Origin of the sequence: Roseovarius indicus, from assembly GCF_008728195.1 — a bacterium.
In the GTDB taxonomy this organism is placed as follows: domain Bacteria; phylum Pseudomonadota; class Alphaproteobacteria; order Rhodobacterales; family Rhodobacteraceae; genus Roseovarius; species Roseovarius indicus.
In genome coordinates this window covers 1,738,114-1,760,162 of the sequence record NZ_CP031598.1, presented here as the reverse complement: position 1 = coordinate 1,760,162, position 22,049 = coordinate 1,738,114, and the positions used below count along the sequence as shown (strand labels likewise).

Annotated in this window: 16 protein-coding genes and 3 pseudogenes; 9 read left to right on the top strand and 10 right to left on the bottom strand. The window is 57.3% G+C overall.

Annotated elements, in window-relative coordinates; all coding sequences use genetic code 11:
- Window positions 1–5: 5 nt before the first annotated feature.
- Entirely contained in the window at window positions 6–1,391 is a 1,386-nt protein-coding gene (locus RIdsm_RS08045; RefSeq protein ID WP_217625287.1) for an ATP-binding protein, read from the bottom strand.
- Window positions 1,392–1,784: 393 nt separating this feature from the next.
- Here RIdsm_RS08045 and RIdsm_RS08040 point away from each other — a divergent pair, with 393 nt between their 5' ends.
- Complete coding sequence (locus RIdsm_RS08040; protein ID WP_057814391.1) at window positions 1,785–3,296, top strand: bifunctional AfsR/SARP family transcriptional regulator/alpha/beta hydrolase; 1,512 nt, start codon at window positions 1,785–1,787, stop codon at window positions 3,294–3,296.
- A gap of 19 nt (window positions 3,297–3,315) precedes the next feature.
- Here the strand turns inward: RIdsm_RS08040 and RIdsm_RS30490 are convergent, their stop codons facing one another.
- On the bottom strand, window positions 3,316–3,564 hold the full coding sequence (locus tag RIdsm_RS30490) for a hypothetical protein (protein WP_236553195.1): 249 nt from the start codon (window positions 3,562–3,564) through the stop codon (window positions 3,316–3,318).
- Between RIdsm_RS30490 and RIdsm_RS08035 the strand changes: the two are divergent.
- The 3 genes and pseudogenes from RIdsm_RS08035 to RIdsm_RS08025 all read left to right on the top strand — a co-directional run.
- Window positions 3,487–3,927 (top strand): annotated as a pseudogene (locus tag RIdsm_RS08035) (IS6 family transposase); the annotation flags it as partial. The gene RIdsm_RS30490 and the pseudogene RIdsm_RS08035 sit on opposite strands and share 78 nt — an antisense overlap.
- Before the next feature lie 59 nt (window positions 3,928–3,986).
- Window positions 3,987–4,694 (top strand): IS6 family transposase, encoded by a 708-nt coding sequence (locus tag RIdsm_RS08030; RefSeq protein WP_057814212.1) that lies wholly within the window; start codon window positions 3,987–3,989, stop codon window positions 4,692–4,694.
- Window positions 4,670–6,004, top strand: a complete 1,335-nt coding sequence (locus tag RIdsm_RS08025; protein WP_177228396.1) for a P-loop NTPase family protein — start codon at window positions 4,670–4,672, stop codon at window positions 6,002–6,004. Before RIdsm_RS08030 ends, RIdsm_RS08025 begins: the two co-directional genes overlap by 25 nt.
- 523 nt (window positions 6,005–6,527) lie before the next feature.
- On the opposite strand, the gene RIdsm_RS08020 is transcribed toward RIdsm_RS08025, so the two are convergent.
- The 4 genes from RIdsm_RS08020 to RIdsm_RS30060 all read right to left on the bottom strand — a co-directional run bounded on the left by RIdsm_RS08020 (window position 6,528) and on the right by RIdsm_RS30060 (window position 11,401).
- Entirely contained in the window at window positions 6,528–7,280 is a 753-nt protein-coding gene (locus tag RIdsm_RS08020; RefSeq protein ID WP_057814213.1) for a JmjC domain-containing protein, read from the bottom strand.
- On the bottom strand, window positions 7,277–10,315 hold the full coding sequence (gene lanM / locus RIdsm_RS08015; RefSeq protein WP_057814214.1) for a type 2 lanthipeptide synthetase LanM: 3,039 nt from the start codon (window positions 10,313–10,315) through the stop codon (window positions 7,277–7,279). Before lanM ends, RIdsm_RS08020 begins: the two co-directional genes overlap by 4 nt.
- Entirely contained in the window at window positions 10,315–11,151 is an 837-nt protein-coding gene (locus RIdsm_RS08010; protein ID WP_074940032.1) for a cupin-like domain-containing protein, read from the bottom strand. The genes lanM and RIdsm_RS08010 overlap by 1 nt, the downstream gene beginning before the upstream one ends.
- 82 nt (window positions 11,152–11,233) lie before the next feature.
- Window positions 11,234–11,401, bottom strand: a complete 168-nt coding sequence (locus RIdsm_RS30060) for a hypothetical protein (protein ID WP_160325816.1) — start codon at window positions 11,399–11,401, stop codon at window positions 11,234–11,236.
- A 146-nt stretch (window positions 11,402–11,547) separates the two neighbouring features.
- On the opposite strand from RIdsm_RS30060, the gene RIdsm_RS08005 reads away from it, so the two are divergent.
- A complete protein-coding gene (locus RIdsm_RS08005) occupies window positions 11,548–14,010 on the top strand; it encodes an ABC transporter ATP-binding protein/permease (protein WP_143100402.1) in 2,463 nt (820 codons plus the stop codon).
- Window positions 14,007–14,945 (top strand): cyclic nucleotide-binding domain-containing protein, encoded by a 939-nt coding sequence (locus RIdsm_RS08000; RefSeq protein WP_057814219.1) that lies wholly within the window; start codon window positions 14,007–14,009, stop codon window positions 14,943–14,945. Before RIdsm_RS08005 ends, RIdsm_RS08000 begins: the two co-directional genes overlap by 4 nt.
- A 96-nt stretch (window positions 14,946–15,041) precedes the next feature.
- On the opposite strand, the gene RIdsm_RS07995 is transcribed toward RIdsm_RS08000, so the two are convergent.
- Complete coding sequence (locus RIdsm_RS07995; RefSeq protein WP_143100401.1) at window positions 15,042–15,410, bottom strand: hypothetical protein; 369 nt, start codon at window positions 15,408–15,410, stop codon at window positions 15,042–15,044.
- Window positions 15,411–15,930: 520 nt separating this feature from the next.
- Window positions 15,931–16,353 (bottom strand): annotated as a pseudogene (locus tag RIdsm_RS07990) (helix-turn-helix domain-containing protein); the annotation flags it as partial.
- A 116-nt stretch (window positions 16,354–16,469) separates the two neighbouring features.
- Here RIdsm_RS07990 and RIdsm_RS07985 point away from each other — a divergent pair.
- Window positions 16,470–16,705 (top strand): annotated as a pseudogene (locus tag RIdsm_RS07985) (transposase); the annotation flags it as partial.
- Window positions 16,706–17,057: 352 nt separating this feature from the next.
- Here the strand turns inward: RIdsm_RS07985 and RIdsm_RS07980 are convergent.
- On the bottom strand, window positions 17,058–17,711 hold the full coding sequence (locus RIdsm_RS07980) for a YajG family lipoprotein (RefSeq protein WP_143100400.1): 654 nt from the start codon (window positions 17,709–17,711) through the stop codon (window positions 17,058–17,060).
- Between the two features lie 271 nt (window positions 17,712–17,982).
- Between RIdsm_RS07980 and RIdsm_RS07975 the strand changes: the two genes are divergently transcribed.
- Window positions 17,983–18,993, top strand: coding sequence for a tyrosine-type recombinase/integrase (locus RIdsm_RS07975; protein WP_057814225.1), 1,011 nt, complete (start codon window positions 17,983–17,985; stop codon window positions 18,991–18,993).
- Window positions 18,994–19,034: 41 nt separating this feature from the next.
- Window positions 19,035–19,949: a hypothetical protein gene (locus RIdsm_RS07970; RefSeq protein ID WP_143100399.1), complete on the top strand. Its 915-nt coding sequence runs from the start codon at window positions 19,035–19,037 to the stop codon at window positions 19,947–19,949.
- Window positions 19,950–20,000: 51 nt separating this feature from the next.
- On the opposite strand, the gene RIdsm_RS07965 is transcribed toward RIdsm_RS07970, so the two are convergent.
- Window positions 20,001–21,467: a tyrosine-type recombinase/integrase gene (locus tag RIdsm_RS07965; RefSeq protein ID WP_082647292.1), complete on the bottom strand. Its 1,467-nt coding sequence runs from the start codon at window positions 21,465–21,467 to the stop codon at window positions 20,001–20,003.
- Between the last annotated feature and the right edge of the window lie 582 nt (window positions 21,468–22,049).

The window sequence follows — 22,049 nt, the reverse complement described above, 5'->3', positions numbered from 1 at the left end:
TCTGGTCAGGCTGCCGGACGCAGGGTCAGAAGCTCGAGCACTTCCTTGACATCGCTGCGGCGGATCGGGTTTCGAAGATAGGGGCGCTCGACCATGTCGAGGTAATCCGTGGTCTTGCGGTCGGGCGTCCGGTCCAGCAGAAACACAAGCCCGGCAGAGGCGCCGGGCCGGGCATCCTCCACGGCCCGCAGAAAATCGCGCGGGGCCAAGTCACCGAGGCCGGCCCGACAAAACACCTGATCGTAGCGACCCTTACGCAATCGCTCTATCGCCACGTAGGCGGAGTGCACGATCTCGACCCCTTGGCCTTCGGCCGTGACGATATCCGCAAGATCCGCAGCGGCGTCCTCTTCATTGTGGACGATCAGGACCGAAACGCCCCTGGCATGGGTCGCCGGACGCCGGCGGACGTCGGGGCCAGCCTCTGAAACCGGCGCGAGGGACCTGAACGACAGTTGGAAGGACGTGCCGCGGGCTGAGGTGCTCATCAATTCGATATCGCCGCCTTGCGCCTCCATGATCCGCCGACACAGCGCCAGGCCTAGGCCGGTTCCCTTGCCCGGCGCCTTGGTCGTGAAGAGCGGGTCGAAGATACGCGAACTGATGTCCCTGGGCACGCCGGGACCGGTATCGATGAACCGCAGCAGAACCGCTTCTCCATCCGTAGAACAGCGTGTGGCGATGGTGATGCGCATCGGCCGACCGGCCCCCTCCATCGCCTGTTGCGCATTTACGATGAGGTTCACGAGAACCTGCCTCAGCTGATCCGGATCAAACAGCACCTCGGGCAGGTCCTTGGGCAACTCCAGCACGACGTCGATGCCCGCGCCCCGAAGAGCGTCGATCGTCGTCTCGACCGCCTCAACCACGACCTCGTTCAGGTTGGTCACCACGGGCGAAACGGGCTTGTTCCGGGCCAAATCGAGAAAGCTTCGCACGATGCGCGAGCAGCGCTCGGCGGCGTTGATGATCCGGTCGGCCCGTGCGGCGACATTGGCGGTCGGCGCCTTTTCCTTCAGCATCAGCGCCTGACCGGACAGGACCGAGAGCGGATTGTTCAACTCGTGCGAGATGCCGCCAAGTAGCTGGCCGATCGCGCTGAGCTTTTCGGCCGCGTGAAGCGCATCCCGCTGGCGGGAAATCTCGCTTCGCGCTGTCAACTGGTCGGTCAGGTCAAGAAGGTGAACATAGATGTACCGCTCCTCCTCGACCCTCAGCATTCGGGCGGAAACGGCACACCAGAACTGTGTTCCGTCGTTCTTCTGAAGCCGCGCCTCGACGTTGTCCAGAACCCCCGTTTGTTCGAACTGCGCAATCAACTTCTGGAAATGGCGGCGGCTGGACCATTGCGCGCTCAGCTGATGCCCAATGCGGGAGGTCTGACATTTCATCAGCTTTCGGGCCAACTCGCTTTCGGCGGCGATTCGGCCGTCCGAAAGACGCGCGACGATCACCGCCGACGGACAGTTCCGCACCAATTCTTCGGCAATCTCGTACGAAGATATAACGTAGCCTACGAAAGGACTTATACGGCTTTTTCGGGGCGATTCCAAAGCAGTCACGGGCATGGCTCTTCTGATCTGTTGATCTCATTCAAAGAACAGGTTTCCGGGTGTCGCCAAAAGGCTCTGTGCAGCTGCCTAAAGGGTGACCGTTGTAACCAGAGTTGTAATGCCCGTATTATCGCCCAATCTTTTGGTGTCTCGCGCCGTCAGTAGCGATTAGAAAAGGGTTGCCCAGACCGGAACGTCTGGTTGGGTTGTTCGAACAAAAAGGAACAGGCCTTGTCGCAGCAACTGCAAATTTCATTGTTCGGAGAATTGCGGGTCACTCGGGACGGTCGGCCAATACCCTTGCCGGCCTCACGCAAGGCAAGGGCCTTGCTTGGCTTCCTGGCGGCGACCGGGCGCCCCCACAGGCGGGAACGCTTGTGCGAACTGCTCTGGGATGTACCGGACGACCCCAAGGCGGCCCTGCGCTGGTCCCTGACCAAACTGCGCAAGGTGGTCGACACCCCCGAAGACATTCAGATCAGGGCCGATAGGGAACGTGTGTGGTTCGATGCGAACAACGCCCAGATCGACCTGCACGATATCACGACGCGTCTAAAATCCGACGATGTAAGCCTTTCGGTCGACGAACTTGAACACATGGCAGATCGCCTTGACATGCCGCTTCTCGACGGTCTCGACGAGGCGGGCGACGAGGCGTTTACCGGCTGGCTGACCTCGGAACGGGAAGACGCCAGCGCCCTGCGGGTCGAGGTCCTGCAGCGCCTCGCAACCCATCCCGAGATGCCCGCGTTCAAAGCGGGGAAGTGGCGCCGCCTGTGGCACGAGGTCGATCCCGAGGGCGCGAGCGCCCATGAAGAAGACCAGGGCGCAACTACAAAAAACGCCGGACCGCCGCCCCGGACCACGCGGAAATCAAATCCCGGTCGACGGGCTGTACAGGCTCAGCGTATCGGGTTTTGCGACGTGCCCGACGGCACCAAGATTGCCTATGCCACCATCGGCTCGGGCCCACCCATGCTGAAGGCGGCAAACTGGCTGAACCATCTCGAATTCGATTGGAACAGCCCGATCTGGGGCAGGACGTTCGGCACAATCGCCCGGGCTCGCACTTTCATCCGGTATGACGAGCGCGGCAGCGGCTTGTCCGACTGGGACGTGGACAAATTGGAGTTCGATGCCTTCGTCGAAGACCTGGAGGCTGTCGCCGACAGCCTGGGACTTGAAAGGTTCCCGTTGCTCGGTATCTCCCAGGGCTGCGCCGTGTCGATCGAATACGCGGCGCGACACCCGGAAAGGGTGAGCGGCCTGATCCTGTTCGGCGGCTATGCTGCGGGCTGGCGCCACCTCTCCAGCCCCGAAGAACAGGCGCGGCGCGAGGCCGTGCTGACCCTGACCGAAGTGGGCTGGGGAACGGACAACCCGGCCTACCGGCACATCTTCTCGCAGACCTTCATGCCCGATGCCAGCGCAGAGGACCTGGCATGGTTCGACGATTTCCAGCACAAGACGGCGTCGCCAAGGAACGCCGCACGTTTTCAGGAGGCGTTCGGCTGGATCGATGTGCGCCACCGCCTCAAGGACGTGCGGGTGCCGACAATCGTGCTGCATTCCCAGTACGACCAGCGGATACCACTGGATATGGGGCGCGCGCTGGCCTCGGGCATTCCCGGCGCCCGTTTCGTCCCTCTCCAGAGCCGCAACCATATCATCGTCGACAAGGAACCGGCTTGGCATGTGGGCATCAGGGCAGTCGCCGACTTCCTTCGGGAACACGAGATCTGACAGAAACATCCGCAATATATCACTCACTGCGAATTTCGTTTGACCGCAATGTGAAAGGTAGCCAATCCTCGGCCATGTCAGAACAACTCAGCTTGAGGCCGGCTGGTCGGCGCCCTACCCTGCCGGCATGGCAAAACGCGACCCTTTCAAATAATTCAAATCGAGCCAAGAGATCATCCGCCTGGCGGTGATGCTCAACGTGCGGTTCCCACTTTCGCTCAGGAACGTTGAAGACCTGTTGCATGAACGCGGGATCGAGATCAGCCATGAAACCGTTCGGTATTGGTGGAACCGGTTCGGACCGGTGTTCGCGTCAGAAATTCGCCGAAAGCGCGTGCAACGCCTGCGTACCTACTCGAAGTGGCAGTGACATGGGGACGAGGTGTTCGTGAAGATCAACGGCGAGCGCCACTACCTCTGGCGGGCCTTGGACCATGAAGGCGAGGTGCTGGAAAGCGTCGTCACGAAAAGACGAAACAAGCGCGCCGCATTCAAAATGCTCAGGAATTTGATGCGGCGATACGGAAAGCCAGAAGTCCTGGTCACCGACCGCCTACCCTCGTATCGCGCCGCGCTGCGAGAACTTGGCTGTGGCGATCTGCAAGCCTGCGGTCGCTGGCTCAACAATCGCGCCGGCAGTGTCAGAGGGATGAGCTTGCGAGCGACCTCGCTGGCCTCTACCCTGCCTCAATGAGCAAACCCAATCCGTTCCGCTACTTTCGAACGAGCCGTGAAGTAATCCGCTTGGCGGTGATGATGTATGTGCGTTTCCCGCTCTCACTGCGCAATGTCGAGGACCTGCTCCACGAGCGAGGTATCGACATCAGCCACGAGTCCGTCCGGTATTGGTGGATGCGGTTCGGCCCGCTTTTCGCCTCGGAGATACGCAAGGCCAGGATCCAACGGATGCGCTGCTACTCCAACCACCAGTGGCATCTGGACGAGGTCTTCGTGAAGATCAACGGCGAAACCCATTACATGTGGCGGGCCGTCGACCACGAAGGCGAGGTTCTCGATGCCTTTGTCACAAAGCGTCGCGATCGTAAAGCGGCATTGAAATTCCTCAGGAAATTGGTGAAGCGCTATGGGCAGCCAGACCGCATCGTCACCGACAAGCTGCGTTCCTATGGTGCGGCAATGAAGGAAATCGGGAACGCGGATCGGCAGCGTACAGGGCGCTGGCTGAACAACCGAATAGAAAATTCACACCTGCCATTCCGACGACGAGAGCGTGCCATGTCCCGCTTCCGGCGCATGCGAAGTCTACAGAAATTTGCCGCCGTTCACTCTTCAATCCACAACTTCTTCAATTCGGAGCGAAGCCTCTACAGCAGACAGAATTTCAAACGGAACCGAGCCGCTGCTCTCGCCGAGTGGCGTCAACTCTGCGTCGCATAAAGGGCAGCGTTACTGTCCAAGGCGAGACGAGTTCGAATCCGTCTGACAGAACCTTCTTCGCACTTGCTGCGGCGAACAAGGACAAGTTTGCGGTGGGCCTGTTCGGGGATATGATGCAGCGGATCTTTCTTGACGGCCATCCGGAACTGGAGCGCCTCGTTCCGGATGATTGGGCGCGTCCCGTGAAGAGAATGAATCACCGATCGCCTCAACGCGTGATCGCGCTTGGCAATGTACTTCGCGCTCCAATTGATCGCCAAAGCCAGGTGGCCCGCGACGATAGCGATGTCGGCCTCGTTCGCTTGTTTGTTGCCTCTAGCAGCTCGCCCGACAAGCCAGCGCTTGAACGGCAGGTTCAGGATCGAATGGCTGAATTCTGCAACGATCCTAATTGGCGAGACCAAGCTGGAGTTAAGGCACTCACGCTTGAACACCATATGGCGGCTTCAAGGTACGGGTTCCTTGAGATGTTCCAGGCGCTTGACCGGGACTCGCGCCTATCTACCGGGGTTCGGACGGGAGAACTTGCAGGCCTAAGGCTCTTTACTGAACGCGTCGCTCCACTAGTCGCGGCTGCACAGGCGAACAATGCTTTCGCGGTCATGGCGCACCTACGCGCGACTTCTCCCCTTCTTAAGCGATCAGCAATTGCTGAGAGGTCAACAACCGGCGATCCCTTGCAGACAATACGTGCAGGAGTAGACGCGCTGCTGGGCCTCGAAACTGAAAGCCCAGATGCAACCTTTCTCACCGTTCTCCAATGCGTGGCGCAACACGGGCTGTTCGAGATTCCTGCTGCCTTGCAGCCGTTTGTAGCTGATGAGCCGAAGGCTGAAATTGCGGAGCCTGAGAAGACAAATGAAGAAGCAGAGTCGAAAGAGGAGCAAGCAGTTGCGGAGATGTCTCCCGAAAGCCTAGAGGCTTGGCGGGCATTTCTTGAGACTCCGTACAACCAAACGGTCCATTTCGCCGAATATGTCAGTGATCGTGGTCCATTCGGAACCCATCAGGGCGTAAAAGGGCTTGAGTTCGATCGTGTGCTGGTAATTCTTGACGACAGCGACGCGCGAGGCTTCCTGTTTTCTTACGATAAGCTATTCGAAGCCAAGCCGCTGTCGGACACTGACCGCAAGCATCTTGCCGAAGGCACTGAAGGCGGCATTACGCGCACGCGCCGCCTGCTTTACGTCACTTGTACACGAGCAAAGAAAAGCTTGGCGCTGGTCGCCTATTCCGAAGAGCCCGATACTCTTGCAGCTTCTGCACTTCGTAACGGCTGGTTCGAAGCTCATGAGATCGAGCGACTTTGACCACGGTTTTCGCAGAATTTTGATCGATGATGTGACGATCCATGCAGCACCCAGCGAAAGCACCCTGGGTTCGCGATCGACTGCAAGCCGACCATTTGCGCTTGCTGCTGCGAATGCCAGCTTCCCTGAAGAACTGTCTCGAAAAATGACCAACCCTGGTTCGTGGGGTCGAACGTCCGCTTTCCCGATCTGTGCAATTTCTCGCGGTAGAGCAGCGAAAGTCAGCTTCCCGCCCATCTAGCTCGGCGGCGAAGGGCGCGAACAGAACGTTAACATAATGGAACCTACGCGCCTCCGCATTTGCCCCGAACCAGACTTACTTTTATCTACTCAGCAATGTCTGCAATGCATACATTCCTGCCATTCGTTTCAGGGTATCGCTCGTCATCTTCAGTATTTTCGAATACCGCGAACCAGCCGGGGCACAAATACCAAGGCGAGAAAACCGCTTGAAGGACTTCACAAATGCAACCCGATTAGCGAAGACGAGTTCGAAACCGTGTGACAGGACCCTCTCACAGGCTCAGTCAGGTGGGGGATGCCGGATAACCGTTGCCTCGAATTCCGGTTCAGGCAGAATACGCGGACGAATATCGATGGCCACGGAAAGCGAAGGTTCCAGCGAAACGGCACGGTGCCATGTTCCGGCAGGGAAATAGAGCACGTCACCTGGCATCAGATCGAAACTCTGCATATCCGTTTCCTCCCGGTGCCGGAAGGTAAAGAACGGCATTTCTTCGATCTCACCCGGCGCCGGCATGATGACCGAATGGGAGAGTTTCTGTACATCGAACCGCTCGGGCGTCGGGGAGGCGAACCAGCGTTTTCGGCCGGAAACCTGAACCGTGAAGGTCGCGAAAGGGTCAAGATGGCTTGCATAGCCGTAATCGAACGCGGTCGAGTAAAACAGCCGCGCCCCGGGCCAGCCCTCGCCGTCCAGTCCATCGATCATGCTCTCGGAGAGTGCCCTTGCCGGTTCGCTGACCCGGCTGAGACCGTTGCATATCAGGGTGCAACCCTCTTGCGCGCGCTGCCATGCGGTCTTGCCGTCCAGACTGACGCTGCGCTCGACCCCGGCCTCGTCAAGCCAGTATTCCGCAGCGTTGTCGAGGTTTTCGACCAAAGCGCGAAGCTCGGAGAAATCGAGGTGATGCCGTTGATCGCTCATTGCGCCGGGAAGATGGACCGTGCGCGCGTTGTTGTAGTTTGTCCGAAACGTATCTGCCGTCATGTCACCCAACAGATCAGCCAGTGTCGGCTTGTTGAAATCCTTCATGCAATTTCCTTTTTCGGTCGCGGGGCCCTGGTCAACGTCATCCGCGGCAGGATTGAGTCATATCGATCCGGGTCATGCAATCGCGCCAACAGGTAGATGATCCCGGCATGCCCGGTGAAGAGGCCCGGTTTCAGTGTGTCGGGGCCCCGAAGATAGAATCGATACCCGACGGAACCTTGCGCCGCTGACACCATGCCCGCCGCCTCACGACGAAGGGGTTCGACATCATCTCCAAGGGCCAGCCTTGAATCCAATCGCCCGGCTTCGCCGCAACACAGGTGATCGGGGCCGCAGCCGGCCGCCCTTTGAAGGATGCTTGTATCGAGAGCCAGCCCCCCTGCACCATGACACCAGGAGGTTGCTCGTGCCGGTTTTTCATCATCTGTACTCGCCGGAGCGCCGCTTTCGCCGCTCTCGGGCAGGTTTTCGTGCGGCCCGAGCACCCCGAATGACTGCAACATGGCTTGCGCCGCGGCGATGCCGCCCGCGCCATGGGCCATGCCGGAACCCCAAGCCCGGCCGGTTGTGTCGGATTGCGGACGAGCCAGCAGGAGCTTCAATCGTTTAAATGCCCGTTTCATCAACACCGCGGTGCGGGCCCTTCCCAGCACGGGCTCCACCGCTCCGAGGCCGAGGATCAGGCCGGCGATTCCTCCATACAGGTCCTCGACGTCCCAAGTTTCCAGTTCCTGCCCTCTTTCGAGCGCCGTGGCGATCTGGTCGATCACCTGCCGTGCGATCATGTTCGGAAACAGGCTCGCGATCTGGGCCGACGCGGCAAGGACACCTCCCACACCTTCACCATATCCCGGGCCCACCTCGGCCAGGTCGCCGGCTGAAAGCTTGTGCGCAATGGTCTTCAGGCTACCCTCGCACAGCGTTGCAGCCATTCGAGATCGGGTCACGTCAGCCGAAACGGCAAGCGCCAGGGCGATGCCGGCAAGACCATCGTAAAGTGATGTATCAAGCGGCGCGACGTGGGTCCGCCCTTCAGTCCCGACCGGCTGAATCGCAAGCCAGTTCAGGGCGTCACCATCATCCTGCAAAGCCGTTCTCGAAAGCAGCGTGGTAAGCCGTTCCATTTCCGGCACGGCCAATTCACGGAAGTTGGCGGAACCACCGCTGTCTCTTGGTGGGGCCGGTGACTTGTCATGTGTGGCCATGTAAGCGCTTGAAACGATGTCGGCCTCTCGTGCAATGCTCGCGGGAGCCAATGCAGCCAAACGGGTCTTCACCCACTGCACACCGGTTGGGCCAAATGCGTTCGTCACGATGACCTGACGCCGGGACAGGATCTCACCGGACGCGACGAAGGTACGAAAGAGCGGAACGTCTCCGCGCTCGAGGGCGGTCAGTTCTGAACGCAAGAGAGCAGGCACGACCGAGCCTGTTTTCGGGGATTTCAGCACGCGGGCAAGCGTTTCCAGCCTTATGCTTCGCGCCAGTCCCGACCGTTGTGCTGGTGGGTCCGCCAAGCGATCCAGCATCGCGCCATAGACCTGAGTATCGCGAAAAACGAACCTTGTCGCGATCGTGCCGGATGCCATCAGCCTGTCCAGTTCAACAGCAACGGGGTCGCGCAAGTCGAGCGAGGCTTCCAATATTTCGCGCAGGCCGACAACGATATCGGCGGCGTGTTCACGCGCACCGACCTGCCGACCGCCTATGGTCGGAAGGTGGTGTGTCGCCCGCGGCCCGGTTTCATCCGCCAAATGCATATCGTCCGAGTTGATTTCGGCCCAGCGTTGGCGCAGCCTGTTCAAGTCATTGGCCTGCGGAAGATACCAGCCGCTCTGGTCCGTAGTTTGTCCATCCTCCTTCACGGCGAAACTCGGCAGCATCCCGGTATGAATGGTCGAATACGACAGCGCGCGCAGCGCCGGGTCTCTCGCTGCGTCGATAAAAAAATTGTTTTCCGACAGAACACCCTGCAACAGAACTTCAGCGTCGACGATATGGGGATGGGCACCACATGCGACCACGTTATCGGGATGGATGTCGCCACCTTGCAGGACATGCATCAGCCCGAGCCAGTGGCCGAAGCGTCTGAAATACAAGGATGGAGGCACGTCTTCCGGCAGGTCGGTCTGCGTTATCGTTTCAACCCATCCACAGTCTGGGCGTGCAATCATTGCCGGACATGGCAGTGAGAAGCGCGCCGGGTCGAAGTCTTCGAACTTTCGGGCGACACTGGCCAGCACATGCTCCGCCTCGATGGGCCGAGGCTTGTAGTGGACGGATTTTCCCGCAGCCAGTGTAAGACGCGCCACGCTACGCTCGCCGTCATGTGGATCGGAAAGTTCGAAATCGATGTCCCGGATGGGGAAGATCGCCGATGTTCCCGTCAGTCTCTTAAGGGCCGATTGATCCCTGGCCAGGCGTTCGATCATTTCCTGCAAGGCGGAATGCCAGTTGTCGACAGTGCGCATGATCGCGCGGGCGGCCACGGGGTAGGCAAGGAGATATTGGCCAAATCCGCCTTGCCGCATTAACGCGATGAAACGCCCGTATGCGCCGGCTTCCGTGTGCGATGCACGGTAGTTTGCAAAGACAACCCCCAGTGACCGTTCGGTTTGGCGGGCCAGCCGCCGCAGCAAGGCATGACGCGCCTGAAACCGCGCCACTTCAGAAAGAAGCCTCTTCTGCTCCGCTGTCCAATCGTCGGCCAGCGTTCGGGCCAATGGCCAGAGCAATTCTTCGAAAGGCTCCGGGGAAAGCGAAGGGCTTCCCGGGGGGGCAACAACCCGCCGTTCCGCAGATGACCCCAGATCGCACAGCGCCGAGTTCAACGCCACGACCCAAGCCGGCAACGGGTCGATACCGGCAGGATCGATTTCGAAGAGCAGGTCGGCCGGATCGGTTCCTTCCTGGCCGGCCAGATGCAACCGTTGAGGCATGGCCCCATTCAGGGCCTCGTACCAGTTCGCAAGCGTTTCGGCATCGCACGGACGCCGGGTTGACCCTGGAAACGCCCATCTTTCCTCCAGCGAGAGTGCTCCGGCCGCAATGGATTGCATTTGCGCCCGGCTTAACATCAGGTGACCAGATCTTTCAGGAGCGGCGTCAGATAGGTGGAATCGGGCAAGGTCCAGAAATTCACGTTCGCATTGAATGCTTCAAGCGATGTGACCGCATGAAACCAGAGCGCGGGAATGAAAAGGACATCACCGGGGTCGAGCACCGCATGATACAGGGTGAGCTCCGAGAACGCAGGGTGGCCTGCCATGTCGTCACGATCCAGACTCAGCCCGCTAAAATGTCCCAGATGCGCGAATTTGTCCGGTGAAAGCATGCTGAGACGGTCGATATATTTCGGCGAAAGCAGAATTATGGATTTCCGGCCGCAGACCTGCACGTTGAAATTGTTGCATCCGTTGCCATCGTAATGCAGGCCTGAATGGACGCCGCCGCCCCCGATCCATAACGCCGATTTGACCAGAAAGGGCGACAGTACCGCGCGGGGCGGACGGGCTTCCGGTTCAAGCGCCACTAGCGCGGAAGAGCTTTCGCCTCCAAGGTTGAAGAACGTCTCCGATCCGTCGAGATAGCTGTATCGAGGCGAACGTCCGGCGGCCTCGTCCTTCAAGCGCTCAAAAAAGGCTCGGCCCGACAGTTTTTCACGACAGGTTGACCCTGTGTCCGGAAAGTACCCCGAAGCGGAAGAGGAAATGCGTAGCATCTGGTCGGCCAGCTTGCCTTCCAGTCGTTCAGGGCTCCACTCGCGCACCGGCTGCCAGTCGAAGCACGAATTTCGAAGGACAACCGGTTCGAGGTTATAGTGAAGCTGCTCCGTGAAACAGGCGAGATCAGGTACGCCGTCGAACTGACGGACGCGGCGCAGATCCTTTTCGCAACCCGTTTCGGTGTGCATGAGGCTCTCGGTGAAAGAGGATGCCGGGGCCCGGCATCCCGATGAGCTTTCGGCAGAGAAAAGCCGACAAAAGCCGCCTGCTTCAGCAGTACTTTCCCGTCTTGGCCGGACAAGTGGAGAAGCCAGTCCCCATCGCACGCGGCGCCTGACCGCTCGTGTTTGCGATGGCGGTTTCGGTTGTCACCACATCCGAGGTTTTGGAGGAGAAATGATGATCTTGTTCGCGGGATTCAAAAATCTTGCTTTCCATTACCGTACTAAGGTCCTTCTCTAATAATTTAGTCTTTATAATAAGATAAGTTAAGTTACCCACTTTAAAAGACGTGTAATATAGGTAACATGGCAGTCGATTTGAGTCTACATTTTTAATGGGAGCCATAACGGTCGAACTCCACATTGAATGAAGCGGTGGTGAAAACTCGATCGGAAAGCCGAATGCAATCCAACTTCGAAATCTCGCGACTGATGCCCATCTTTGCGGCACCGTATCTAAGAAAGTTCCTGATCGTTATCGCCTTCGGCCTGCTTGCCGCGGGGCTTGTGTACCTGGAGAACACGGCATTGCTGTTGATGATCCAGAGCCTGTCGGACGACAGGCCCGACGATCAAGGAGGTCTGATGGGAGCAATCCGGACTGCGGTGCAACACCAGGCCGTTCAGCCGTGGGCGGGGTTTCTCATCCTTTTCGTGGTCGTGAGCCTGCTGAAGATTGCTGCCTCGGGCGCCGGTCACATCCTGCAGACACAGATGAACACGCGGTCGAAGAGCGATCTGGAGGCCGCGGTCTTCGCCAATCTGCTTCGCAAGGATGATGGCTTTTTTCAGAACACCTCGTTGGGTGAAATCGGCAACCGAATGGTCTTTGACATAAGGCGGGTCTGCGAACGGCGCGATCACCTTGTGGACCTGATCTTTCAGGTGCTTCTCCTGTTGTCCACTTTCCTTTTCTTCCTGTCGGTCGACGTGCTTGTCGCCGCGGCGACATTCGGGGCGATGGTCCTCTGTGCACTGATCAGCGTTCAGCTTGCAAAGCCCCTGCCAAGCATCGACCAGAAGTTCGCCGTGCTTGAGGATGGCGGCAAGGAAATCGTGATCGACAACCTGGGACTGCGCGGAATTGCGCAGGTGGTTCGCATCGCTCCCAACATGTTCCGCCGCCTGAGCGCCCATCAGGCGAAGCGTGACCGGACATACCTGCGCTTCTTCCTGCACCACCAGACACTGGTGTCGTGGAACACGCTGTCTTACGTGCTGTCGCTTGCAATGATTGTTGTCGCGCTGCTCTGGGGAGTTGGCGACGACGCGACACAGATCGCGCTCATTCCGGTGGTCATCAAGGTTCTGCCCGAGCTGTTTTCCGGATTGTCCGCGATCATTCAGGCGCGCGCGCTGCTGCAACTGGGCGGCAACAGCGTCGAACGGCTTGGCGAATATGCTTCGCAAGAGGAAAATGGCCCGGAATCCGAAGAGGCTGCTATGCCGGATGGAGTTTCCGGCACCCGGCTCGAGGTCAGAGACCTCGGGTTCGGGTACGACAAGCCGATCGTGGCGGATGCATCTTTCGACCTTGAACAGGGACGCTGGTACACTCTGATGGGGCCTTCAGGCAGCGGGAAGTCGACCCTGATCAATCTTCTGCTTGGGCGCATGCCGCAGGACAAGGGCACCATAACCGGGCGCGACAAATCGGGGGCGGCGCTGGACCGCATCAGGATTTCCTACATGCCGCAGCAGGTCAATCTCGTTAGCGGGAATGTGCGTGACAACATCGAGATCGCCGTTCCCGAGGGCGAGCTTGACGAAGAAATGATGCTGCAGGCCGTTCAAAAATCCGGCGTGGCTCAATTCTGTTTCCAGAACATCCTCGATCAGCCGCCAAATGATGACTGGCCGGTCAACTCCGGGAACATATCGGAGCTGCGCGCCGAGCTTGCTACGCATCTTGCTGCCATGAAGGGCCTGCACCTGGTCCCGTCAAAGCGCAATGACGGTGCGGTTCTTCTGATCGAAAAGCTGACGGGGCTGCATATCGACCATGCGGATCTGACGCTCGACCGCCTCGTGGCCTTGGGCCAGGAGGCGCCCCACGACTGGCCGGCGCTGCGTCGCCTTGGCCAGCACATTCTTGAGCGGTGGGATTGGAGCCTTCGCAATCTCGACAGTCACGACATCTATGTCCGCCTGACGAATAACATCCTGGACGAACACGTCTGGGCATTGCGGCGGGCGGCGATGGGGCTGGTCAGGATCGAAGAGAGCGAGGACCAGGCGCTCTTGCTGATCGCCTCGGCATTGTCGGCACGCGTTGACGAGTTCCCTGGCGTGCCCCTCGAACAGGTGCTTGATGCCGAGAGCCGCGAGTATCTTATCGGATGGATCAGGCAGCGGAACCTTTCCCGCGACACGGGCGATCCAGACCTAATGGATATTAACCTGTCGCTGCGCGACAACCTGATCGCGGGGCGGGTTGTCGTACGAAACAAGCGTATCGAGGATACGATCGATCAGATGATCCTCGATGTCCTCGAAACACGTTTCGCACGCAACGACCTGCTTCACTGGTCCCTCGGCGCCGGCATCGGGAAAGGGGGACAGCGACTTTCCGGCGGACAACGTCAGTTGGTCGCAATCTGTCGATGCCTTGCCTGCGAGAGCGACTTGTACGTGATGGACGAGCCCACATCAGCGCTCGACGAACAGGCGCGCAACCGCATCGTGGCGATGCTCCACGACCTGAAGCGGAAAGCGATCATCCTGACGATCACTCATGATCAGTTCGTCGGTAGACGCTCTGATCGCACATTGCTTCTGGAAAAGGCCAAGGTCACCGAGAAGGTCAACGAAAGCGTAGCACGATGATCGAACATCATGACCTGAATCTGGACGCCTATCTTTCCGCGCACGCCCTCTTCAAGGCCATTCCGTACGACATGTATGCGGCCATCCGGGAGCTCGGCAGTTTCGAGGTCTTCCGGCAGGGAGAGCCTGTGTTCCCTCCCAGGTCGGATATCGACAGGCTTCTTTTTGTGGTGACGGGGCGCGTGACCTATACCAAGGCGGGCCATGTGGTGGACCGGGGGCCGGGCGAGGTCTTCGGCCTGTGGACCGATGAATACGCGCTTTCGGAGAACGGCGCCGAGGCAGCAGAAGACAGCACCCTGATCTCGCTCGATCGGGATGTCGTCACCTACCTGTGCCAGTCTGACATGAACCTGGTAAACCTGTTTGTCATGGAAGGCACGCTTCGCAAGTCGCATGCGCTCTCGTTACCAGACGTGCAGCGTACACGGTTGCTCGAGGTCATGGCCCATACCGTGGCCATCGACGAGGATATCGACAAGCGGGAACACAACTTTCTGACACATATGGCCGGTTTTCTCGATATCCCGCTGAACACACTCGACCTTTCGATGGGGTCGATCCAGCATTCACTCCGGCTCATACAGGTGTTTCGCGAGTTGACCAGAGCTGACGGGGAGTACGGCCTTTGTGAGTTCGTGTTCGGTCTCGTCAATCTCGTCGCCAGTCTCGATGACCAGATTTCAAAGGCCGAGGTCGCGATGCTGAACGAATTGCGAATGCACTTGGCAGGCGCCGCCGAAAGGTTTTGCATTACGGTCGAAATCGCGACAGGCGACGAGGCCGGCGCGGTTCCCGACCTTCCCTTCGTGCTGCGCGAGGAAGCGGCAATCCGAATTTCGGACCTGCGAAGCCAGGCAATGGCCTATTACCTCGCGTCCCGGTTCGAAAAGCTGGGTCAAACGGTCAAGGTCGAAGAAGACGTTGCTGCCTGACCCGAGGCGACCAGTCAGCGGCACGCGCGCATCAGAAGCATTCGCACGCGCTCACATATGCCGGTTCCTGAACAGGCCGCAAAACCACTTTTGAGATCAGCGCAATCCACTCAGCCCGCTCCCGAACCGCGACATGATGACGGGAAACAGGAAGAGCAGCACCAGTTCCGGAACCCAGAAGATGTAAAGCAGGCTCTCGCCTGTCAACTCCGACCCGTTCAGGGAAAATGCGATGTTTCGGGAAAAGAGAACGATTGTGCTCCAGACTTCCCCGGGGCCCATGCTGAGCACGAAAAACGCGTCGGATAGGCTGCCCAGACGGATGGCGAACCAGACAAGCACCGCCACGATCACGTTCACGCAGCCGCCGATAGCGGCAATCCAGAAGCGATTGAACCCGGAGCTCGGGATCATCGCGTAGAACACGCAGCTCAAAGCCGCCAGAGCAATGGAAAACGTGCTCACAATCATGATCAACACAGGAATTGTGGACACGATCGCAGTATGTACTGCGGCACCGACGGCCCCGATAAGGAGTGCGAGCAAGCTCCGCGTAACAGCATTGGGTCGGGAAATCTTCTTGGTATCATTTAAAGTCATAACTGGTCTTCGTTGTAATCTCACAAGGTTTGCCAGCACGCAACGTGCTGCAGACCCAATCATTGATCAGTTCCAAGACACTGTCAAAGGGGGCATGCTAGGTTAACTTGCACGTGCGTATCCTATGAGCATTTGATCGGCCTCCTTGTCTGCCAATGATGTCTATGATGTAAGCGGCAGAGGGCAGTGTCATACGCATGAGCTTGCGACGGACCTGCCCGCTCCCTGGACCTGTTAAAATTCTGACCTGATGCTGTGGACGGCCCCTGCACCGGCGTAGTGTGCAATGATTTGGCCGTTAAGCCAGGCCTAAGGAGCCATCGAATGCATCAGGATATTTCGATTCTCGGTCTCGATCTCGCGAAGAGCGTGTTTCAGGTTCATGGGCCCAGTCCTCGCTCCAATCGAACTGGAACGCCTCGCCCGGCTGAAACACCAGCGGCACGAATGTCCCGCGATCCGTCGTCAGATGCGCGCGTTGCCGGTCTCCTTTCCAGGTCCGCACGAAGACTGCGACCCGCTCAAACGAGCCGTCATAGCCAAGCTGAACTAGGTCAGCGTGCATCTGCTTGGCAGTGCGCCGGTCCTTGCGCGACTTGCGCTGCTCGGTCACCAGCCAGCCTGTCAGCTTCTCAGCATATGGGTCCAGCTTGCTTGGCCGCGCCGGTTTCTGGAACTAGGGTTCAACAATCCCCGCTCGCAAATACTTCTTGATGGTGTTGCGAGACAGCCCTGTCCGCCGCGCAATCTCGCGGATGGGCATCTTGTCCCGCAATGCCCAACGTCGAATGACGCTCAATAAACCCATGTCGATCACTCCGAAAACCCCCGACAAATCCCGTCAAGGGCATGGTTCCACACGGGTCAATTTTCAGTGACAATTTTGACTGCCGCCGGGTCAGTTCTCAGTGACATCCAACAGCATTGGAAACATGGTTGGACAAAGCCGGAGAGAGCCAGCTCGGTGCTTTCGCCCGCGGGCTTCGGCCGGACCCCGCGGGCTTCGGCGGGACCAGGCCGCGGTCGCCGCTGCTCTGCGGGAGCCATGGTCGAACGGGCAGACCGAGGGACAGATCAACCGCCTCAAGACCCTCAAACGCCAGATGTATGGCCAGGCCAACATCGACCTGCTCAGAGCCCGGCTCGTTGAGGTATCCTGACCGGAGGGCCCCAAGCTGCACCGAAATTGATTCAGAGCCATTTTTCGACGCCGATCACCCTGCTAAGAGGCCAAAATTGCACGCCTGTTCACAGAAAAGGGCGCGGCACCGTTCCGCGCGCCCTTGATCGAGCCCCAAAGATCTAGCTTGAGAGGATGTACCGTCAGAAGATCACACCGTAACTGGCCGGTACGTAGACGGCGGCGAGCGTTGATGAACACCGCCCTGAAATTCAGAATGTCCGACCAGGGCCTTTAGGCGATGCCGCGGCCAGCCGAAACTGGCCGAAACTGACAGCTACCTATTCACCCCGCTCATTTCGGGGTTTCCCAATCTGAGCGCAAACAGATGACTATAGCAGTGAACGGAACCTTGGATCGGTGACCATATCGTTGATTGCGGCACTCAGGGCTCTGTTGAATGCTTGCGCAGTATTGTTGCATGCCGCCATAGCAGAAAAGCTAGTGCTGAACTTCGTGTTGGTCGTGACTGAATAACCTTTGCCTCGCTGTGATGAAACCTGCATCGAAATCGTCCAAGTCCCCTCGAACGAACTCGGTTTGAGTTGTGTAATAACGACGCTAATAGGCGTTCCGCTTGGGCTGTAAATGTTCGAAGCTAGGAACTCTGACTGAATTGCTTCTTTGACGGTCTCGGTTACGCTTTGTCCGCCCCCCAGATCCAATGGACCAGCCAGACGGCAGGTCGGCTGTGCATTAACGCCTTCAGCAACCTGCACGGTGCCCACCGAAGCACGAACGCCTTGTTTCGCCAATGACTGAAGCGCAATCACGTTCTGAGGACTGCTTTGGTATTGTTGTGCCGAGTAAGAGTCACACGCGGCCAATGCACACACAGCTACGAAAATAGTGGTAAGATTACGAAGTCTCATCTGTCCCTCATTATTTTTGAACCACCACCTTTTCGGAGATTCAAATGTGGCACAACCAAAACGTGAATGAAGGAAGGGATTTTCTTTATTTATCCAGAGTTGGTCGCTGTCCACCTACCGTATCTGGCGGTAAAACATCGGCTCCAAGCGTATCACTTTGGTTCTCTTCGTCATTCCAACTGAGGAAGTAGCATTTCGCTGCAACGGTAAAGCCGAACTTCTGGACGTACTCCGCTATGACCTCTTCTGCCATGATCAAACGGTCTGAGACTTGGGAATTTTTTGGCTCTCTCATGCCCGAAGCCTTCACCTAAAAAGCTTAACGAATCGTTAATACCGGCTTGTCTGAACATACGGATTTCTAATCGAACAAGCCGAGGCTCAGATGGATTACAATTTTGACCGGGACGCCGAACGTCTGGAGACAGTCGTAAAGCTCGCCCATGCACCATCCGAAACACGAGAAGCACTCATCGCTGAGTACCGGAAGCGCTCAGAGGCCGCCTTTGCGAAGGAAACGCTTCGTAACTACCGCCAGATCACCCAGAACTTCAGGGATTGGTGTTCTGAGCATGGTCACAACCCGGACCCACCCGTCGATCCAAGAGCGGTTGCCGAGTATGTCGACTATCTGGGTGGCAAAGTTAAATGCACGACCATCGAAACCCGGCTTTGGGCAATATCCGAAATGCATCGAGCCACCTTTCAGCCGACACCATGCCGGCACAGGCTCGTGGAGTTGGCTTTGAAAGGCGTGAAGCGGAAGTACGGTGCATGGGTTCGGCAAGCACCACCGCTTTGCAAGGCGGAAGTCTACAAGGCGATCCAGAAGCTCGGGAACTCTCGACAACATATCAGAGACAAAGCTGTCCTGTGGGTTGCGACCGATAGCTGGTGCCGGTCTTCGGAAATCGTCGCCTTCAAGGTTCGCGACCTGATCCGGCAGGACGATGGTTCAAGTCTCCTCTTCGTTGCGAAGTCAAAGACGGACCAATTCGGCCAAGGCGCCTACGCCTTTCTATCGGAGCAGGGAACGGCCGCAGTCCTTGAATGGATCGAACTGGCCGGATTGAAATCCGAGGATCCGCTGCTGACCAAGTCCCAAGCGAACGCACGCATTGCCCCGATGGATCCGGCAACGATTTCAAGGATCATCAAGCGATGCACCGGCCGAAAGGATGTATCGGCCCACAGTACACGCGTGGGAGGCGTTCATGACGCCTTTCGGATTGGTTGTGACCTCTCTTCCATCATGGTGGCCGGTCGCTGGACGTCGCCCGAGATGCCGGCGCGCTATGGAAGGAGGATCCTGGCGAGCAATTCGGCCGCCGCCAAAGTTTCAAGAGAATTTGCAAGGAAGAGCCTGACCTGCAACGCTGGAAGTTCAGACGGCTGATGCAGAGTCCTGTTCAAGTTTTTTTTAGGATCGAAATTTTGATGGCGAAGGATACAGATAAGCTGGATATCTGCTTGCATTTGGGTGCCCATAAAACCGCGACGACATACCTTCAAAAGCGACTGGATAAGAACCGAGATGGACTTTCCGAAGCAGGCGTTCAGTTGTTTCTCCCGAAAGACATACGAGGCAAAATTGGGCTGAAGCTCCCGTCGCCGAGACAGTCCGATGCGAGAAATTTGCAGCGTTGTGCGGACACAGGCCAGCGTCTCAGGCGAATGATTCGTAATGGAGTTGAAGACAAACCGCGCGCAAAGCGCGTTATTGTCTCTGAAGAGAACCTGATTGGCTCCTGCAAGAACAATCTTATCCTGAAGGGCCTGTATCCGGATATCGCAATGCGCTTGTCGCTCTTGTCGGAGCTATTCAATCACAGTTCGGTCAGCGTGTACTTTGCTGTCCGAGCTTACTCGAAGTTTTTTTCGTCGAACTACACGAGTGCACTCAGAAATGGAACTTTGCTTGAAAAAGACGAAGTAGCTGCATCCCTGTGGCCATTGAGCCGTTCGTGGGTGGATGTGGTTACGGAGCTAAAGGCAGCTTTGCCGAGAGCCAAGTTGATGATCTGGCGATATGAAGACTTTGGGCAAACAGAACCCAATATACTGGCATCCCTGGCCGCTGGAACGGATTTAGTCAGCTTGGATAATCGACCTTTACCGACGCTTTCCATGGATGCCGTGAGTTGGCTAGAGCGAAAGATCCAGCATGGCTCATTTCAACTAGCGCCCGGAAAGGTTTCGCGGCGAGCCATGGCCCGTCACCCAGCAACTGCGACAAATCCTGCCTTCACGCTCTGGAGTTCAGAAATGACCTCCGAACTCGATGAAAGGTACGAGGCGGACTGGAAGGAAATCACGTCGAAGTGGCCATCTGCAATTCAGTTGCCAAATTGAGTTGGAAGCATTTCAAGGTGCGCCCAGAATTGCCGTTGTGCAAATCTCCTCTCAGCGCCAGTCACTTGCCTCGCTCTTTTTTTCGCAGTCTGGCCCCTCAAAACCAAGCAGTAATTGTGCTACTTCTGAATCACTGGTCACAAAGTTTGACCGGGGCCATGAATGAACAGGTTCAAGTTTTCCGTATTCGCGCCAGTCATTCCCCTGCAATGATTTGGAAAGCTCCTGAAATTTCTCGCTTAGCCCTCTCGCCTTCTCAGCATAACTCATGTCCAATTCTGCAAAATGCGTGCGAACCTGAACTTCTCTGATCTGGGGTGCCAGATGCCCGTAGGTTCGGCTGACAGTATCTGTGTTCGCATGACCTAGCTGTTGCGATACAACGATGAGCGGCGTTCCTGCCTGTACCAGTTGACTTGCATACGTATGGCGAAGTCCGTGAAAAACGAACTCTTCAGGCAGTCCTGCATTACGCACAGCCTCCTTGAATAAGTGCTTATGCCGACCCTGCCACGAATAGCCTGACCGGTGCCGAAATACGTAATCGTCCGGCATTCGTCCCGCGCAAAGCGCCAGGAAAAAGGCCAATCCCTCGTCGGGTAGGAAAACGTATCTCGGACGGCGAGATTTCAGCGGTGCAACGTAGATGCCAAAGACATCGCACGCCACGTCGCGAACCTTTAGATTGGAGAGCTCAGCTACACGACACCCTGTATAGAGAGCCCCTTGGACCAAGTCCCGCAAGTCGCCTCGACAACTCTCTAATAGCGTTACGCATTCTTGGCGCGAGAGGAAAATCGTGCGTGGCTGATCGGAAATGGGCACGCGTCGAATACAGCGCCATGCTCGTTCAGATTCGGTGGACCCATTTTCCCAGGCTAGTTTCACTGCCAGTCGCAGAACACCAATCAGCGTGTTCAGTGTCTTTTTACGCTTTCTAAGCTCGTCGGGACTGAGTTCAGCAAGCTTCCTGCGCGGCCCTGGCTTCTGGTTGCCCCGCTTCGGAGGCGTTTCGAGCACGTCTACAGAAAACTGGATGATGTGGCGACCGTTCAGTTCATCGAGCAGAATGTGCCCTAGCCTCGGCAAAATGTGGTGATTGATCAAACTAACAAGGGATGCGAAATGGCTCTGCGTCGCCGCAATGCGCTTCCACTTAACGTAGTCGTCGAGCGCGTGGCCCAGTGTAAATTCTGAACCCCACGGACAGTAGGCCAACCCCTGTTTGGAGCCCTTGGGATAGGGATCGGCGGCCACCGCTGATACGCTCGGCGAACTGAACCAAGAACATGCCATTTCGACGGCCTCGGAGAATTGATTAGCTTCCGAATGCCAAGACATCAAAGTTGACTGCTTGTACCCGCCAGACTTGTTTCTGATCCTCGCGACCCAATGGCCCGTGTTTTGTCCGGTTTTCTGGATTCCAATATGCCGACAGTATTCCAGCGTCTCCCAGTACGGCGATTTTCTGACAGGAAGTTTGAGGACGCGCTCTTCCAAAGGTGTGATTTGAGGCAAACGTCTTCTCCTGATGAAATGGATTATAAGTTGAAATAGCAGTTTCAATGTGACCTAAAGGTTGTTGCGCGAACCTTTTTTGACACTTGGAGATATTGATATGAACAATATCAAATTCAGAGGCTTATTCGCGCTTACTGCTATTGTATTGGTGGTAACTTCCGCCGAAGCAGGTTCGGTTAAGACGGGCCTCTACAGTTATCCACCTACTTTTAATGAGCAAGCTGACCTGTCGGCCGCCGAAAGGCTGAGAGGTGCCTCAATGCAGATCTGGTCCGCTGCGTGCTGTAAGGTCTGCCGGAAAGGCAAAGCTTGCGGGGATTCATGCATCAAACGGAGTTACACCTGCCATAAGGGCAAAGGCTGCGCTTGCGATGGTTAGAGCGGCCGTCGTACTGGGCTGGCTTGTTCAGAAGCTTCCGCAGAAAAGCCTTCGACGACAGCAAGAGCCATGATGAGAGCACCTACTAGTAAACATACAATGATCCTCACTCAAAAAACCTCCCATGTTGCGGCGACCTAGCGCGCAAAGCCGGCACGGCAACACTTAAGGGAGAATGCTGAAAATGTTGATCAACTATT

Bases quoted from the DNA above. Each gene is read 5' to 3' on its own strand.
- RIdsm_RS30490 (WP_236553195.1), bottom strand. From the start codon at position 3,564: ATGGCTGATCTCGATCCCGCGTTCATGCAACAGGTCTTCAACGTTCCT.
- RIdsm_RS08010 (WP_074940032.1), bottom strand. From the start codon at position 11,151: ATGCACACCGAAACGGGTTGCGAAAAGGATCTGCGCCGCGTCCGTCAG.
- lanM (WP_057814214.1), bottom strand. From the start codon at position 10,315: ATGTTAAGCCGGGCGCAAATGCAATCCATTGCGGCCGGAGCACTCTCG.
- RIdsm_RS08020 (WP_057814213.1), bottom strand. From the start codon at position 7,280: ATGAAGGATTTCAACAAGCCGACACTGGCTGATCTGTTGGGTGACATG.
- RIdsm_RS08045 (WP_217625287.1), bottom strand. From the start codon at position 1,391: ATGAAATGTCAGACCTCCCGCATTGGGCATCAGCTGAGCGCGCAATGG.
- RIdsm_RS07975 (WP_057814225.1), top strand. From the start codon at position 17,983: ATGGATTACAATTTTGACCGGGACGCCGAACGTCTGGAGACAGTCGTA.
- RIdsm_RS08000 (WP_057814219.1), top strand. From the start codon at position 14,007: ATGATCGAACATCATGACCTGAATCTGGACGCCTATCTTTCCGCGCAC.
- RIdsm_RS30060 (WP_160325816.1), bottom strand. From the start codon at position 11,401: ATGGAAAGCAAGATTTTTGAATCCCGCGAACAAGATCATCATTTCTCC.
- RIdsm_RS08030 (WP_057814212.1), top strand. From the start codon at position 3,987: ATGAGCAAACCCAATCCGTTCCGCTACTTTCGAACGAGCCGTGAAGTA.
- RIdsm_RS07970 (WP_143100399.1), top strand. From the start codon at position 19,035: ATGGCGAAGGATACAGATAAGCTGGATATCTGCTTGCATTTGGGTGCC.